Source organism: Rhizobacter sp. P3_B12, assembly GCF_056402895.1.
Window position 1 is genome coordinate 1 of record NZ_JBFUGN010000697.1, and the last position, 3,307, is coordinate 3,307.

3 protein-coding genes are annotated in these 3,307 nt (G+C 68.1%); all 3 read right to left on the reverse strand.

Annotation, left to right across the window (positions count from 1 at the left end):
- The coding region (locus AC1D01_RS26375; protein WP_477871643.1) for a carbohydrate-binding protein at positions 1–306 on the reverse strand (306 nt) is incomplete at its 3' end.
- Between the two features lie 154 nt (positions 307–460).
- A complete protein-coding gene (locus AC1D01_RS26380) occupies positions 461–1,588 on the reverse strand; it encodes a hypothetical protein (protein WP_477871645.1) in 1,128 nt (375 codons plus the stop codon).
- An 87-nt stretch (positions 1,589–1,675) separates the two neighbouring features.
- Positions 1,676–3,307 (reverse strand): B12-binding domain-containing radical SAM protein (locus AC1D01_RS26385; protein ID WP_477871647.1); only part of this gene is annotated, 1,632 nt, incomplete at its 5' end.

Sequence of the window (3,307 nt, forward strand, 5' to 3'; positions counted from 1 at the left end):
GGCCGGGGCAGGTGATGGCGCGGGCGCGGGCGCGGGCGCGGGGGCGGGTGCAGGCGGCGTGCCGCCGCTCGGCCCGAGGTCTTGCCACAGACTCGCGGTGGTCGGGTTCCAGCCGGTGCCGGAGTAGTCGGTCTGCGAGACCCAGGCTTTGTAGTCATGCCCGTTGTACGACACGATCGTGCCGGCCGGGTAGTAGGTGTCAGTCTTCCAGGCCGGGTAGGCCGCGAGGACGGTTGTGGCCGCCACCGACAGGACCAGGGACGCCAGCACGCGGCGCGCGGAGCCGCGCGAGGCGGAAGTGGTCATGACCATTTGTAATCGCTCCCTCTGGATAGATGCTGGCATCAATATATCCAATTGAATACCAGTTGGGGCGATGACGTGGCCGACAGAGACTATTTCTTCTGTGACGACTCGTATGTCGTCGGGACACCAGAAGGCACCATCAGGCGCAACGCGCTCACACCGAATTGGCTGCCTGGATGCCGGTGAGGATGGCCCCGCAGGCATTGAGGTAGCGCCGGCTGGCGCGAAGGTTGGTGCCGATGCGCTGGGCGTTGCTCCACATGATCTGTTCGACGGGAGCGAAGCCCATGACCGCATGCGGCTGGCCCGCTCGCATCGGAGCGGCCAGCAACTCCACGCCCGCAGCCGCGGCGGCGTCCGCAGCGGCGAGACCGGCCTCGGGGTGGAACCCCGCGACCTGCGCTTCTGCGAGCGTCACCGCATGCGTTGCCGCGGCCACCTGGGCTGCGGTCTTCGCCACCTGCTTCGGGCTTGCGGCCGCAGCCTGTCGCCGCAGCGCCGTGTTGCGCATGCTGCGCTTTCGGACGAGGTCCTCCTGCAGTTGCTCGACCTGGGCCCGTTCGATCAAGGCATCCGCATAGGCTTGCGTCTCGGCCTGGAAGAAGATGACCTGGTACCGCAGCACGGCCGATTCCTGTGCGGTCATGCCGATCAGCTCCGCGAACGGACTGTCGGCCTTGGGCGTGCCGTTCGCATTCATGTTCTGGTGGCCGCCATAGTGCTGGCTGAAATAGATCTGATGGGTCGCGGCGTTGACGACGATCCGGGTTCCACCGCCGCCCTCCATGCCCATTTCGTAATAGACCTGCCCTCCGGGCAGGTTGCCCTCCTGGTTGTCGTGCGTCGGCGTGGCGGGACGGATGTGCACGCTCGAGGTCAGCTCGATCAATCGGTCCTTGAGTTCGGAATGCACCTCGTCATTGCTGGCCAGGTTCAGTTGCTTGATCACGCGCGGGTCGTGGTGGACGTTGAGGACGGTGATCGCAGACAGGTTGGAGTAGCTCGACAGGGCGTAGTGGTCGCGTTCCAATTCGCCGAGGAAGGCCTCTCTGTCGTGCATCCACGCGTGGTAGGGCGCTACGCGCTGGGCCACCTCCCGGCGTTCGCGCTGCACGGGCGCCTGGACCGCACGGCCGAATACGTTGCCAATCGTGCGAAGCTGCGCCTGCATGCGCGGTGACTTGTCGATGAGCGCCTGCAGCCCCTGGGGTCGAACGGCTGCGGCCGCCGGTGCTGGCGTTGCGTCGGCCGCCGGCTTCAATGTCTTGTCCGCACGCTGCATGCCGAGTTTTAGCGCTCCCAGCGCCGTGCCGCACTAGGCGAATTGCTGATTACCGGCGTCAGAAATGCTGAACCGCCAGTCGCGCATTCACCCTGTGCGGCGCCCGGCGGTCGTTCCGACGGCCCCTCGCACCTGCTGCAGCGCCTTCGCGATGCGATGCCGCCCCACCGTCGACTTCGGCACGCGCACGTCGAACCAGCTGCGCACGTCGGCGTCCAGCCCGATGCCGTGCATGTAGTTGTAGATCGCCTTCTTCAGCGCGCGGCCCATCGCGTCGTGGTCGGTACCGGTCGGGTCGACGAAGCCGACGTCGTTCTTCGCGAAGCGGCCCGGCGGCAGCGGCTGCAGCGTGATGCCGTAGTCGGCGGGCTGCAGGCCGACCGGCGAGTGCACGGTGCAGGCGAAGCGGTGGAAGAAGCCGCTCGCGATGCAGCCTGCCTCGAACAGCTGGCGCACGTACTCGAGCGCGTCCACCGTGTCCTGCTCGTTCTGCGTCGGGAAGCCATACATCAGGTAGGCGTGCACCAGGATGCCGGCCTCCGAGAAGGCCTGTGTCACGCGCGCCACCTGCTCGACCGACACGCCTTTCTTCATCAGCTTCAGCAAGCGGTCGGAGGCCACCTCGAGCCCGCCCGAGATCGCGATGCAGCCGCTCGCGGCGAGCTCTTCGCACAGCTCGCGGTCGAAGGTCTTCTCGAAGCGCACGTTGCCCCACCAGGTGATCTCCACCTTGCGGCGCTGCAGCTCGGCGGCCAGCGCGCGCAGCGCCTTCGGCGGCGCGGCCTCGTCGACGAAGTGGAAGCCGGTCTGCCCGGTCTCCTGCACGATGGCCTCGATGCGGTCGACCAGCGTCGTCGACGAGGCCTGCTCGAAGCGCGCGATGTAATCGAGGCTCACGTCGCAGAAGCTGCACTTCTTCCAGTAGCAGCCGTGCGCCACCGTCAGCTTGTTCCAGCGGCCGTCGCTCCACAGCCGGTTCATCGGGTTCAGCATGTCGAGCAGCGACAGGTAGCGGTCCAGCGGCAGGCCGTCCCAGGTGGGCGTGCCGACCTGGTCGAACGGGATGTCGGCCTCGGCGAAGCCGTTGACATAGCGCACCGCGCCCGATTCGGCATCGCGCACGAAGCTGCGCACCAGCCGCTGCTGCGAGCGCCTGCCCTGCAGGTGGTCGATCAGCGCGAGCAGCGGGCGTTCGCCGGCATCGAGCGTCACCACGTCGACGAAGTCGAACACGCGCGGCTCCGACAGCTCGCGCAGCTCGGTGTTGACGAAGCCGCCGCCGAGCGCGATGGCGATCTGCGGATGCGCCGCCTTCACGGCCTGCGCGATGCGCAGCGCGGCATACATCGAGCCGGGGAAGGGCACCGACAGCAGCAGCAACTGGGGGCGATGGCGCTCGACGGCGGCCAGCGCGAGGGCGGCGAGCCGCTCGTCGACCAGGTTCGGGGCGGCCGACAGCGCGCTGGCCAGCGGATCGAAATCGGCCTGGCTCGCGGCCAGCTGCTCGGCATAGCGCACGAACTCGAAGCGGCCGTCGATCGCATCGCGCAGCACGTCGGCGAGGTCGTTCAGGTACAGCGTGGCGAGGTGACGGGCGCGGTCCTGCAGGCCGAGCGCGCCGAAGGCCCAGGCGAGCGGGTCGCCGCCCTCGTCGTCGACGTAGACGTCGAGCGAGCGGAAGCGCGTGCCCTCGGGCAGCCAGTCGCGGCCGACGATGCG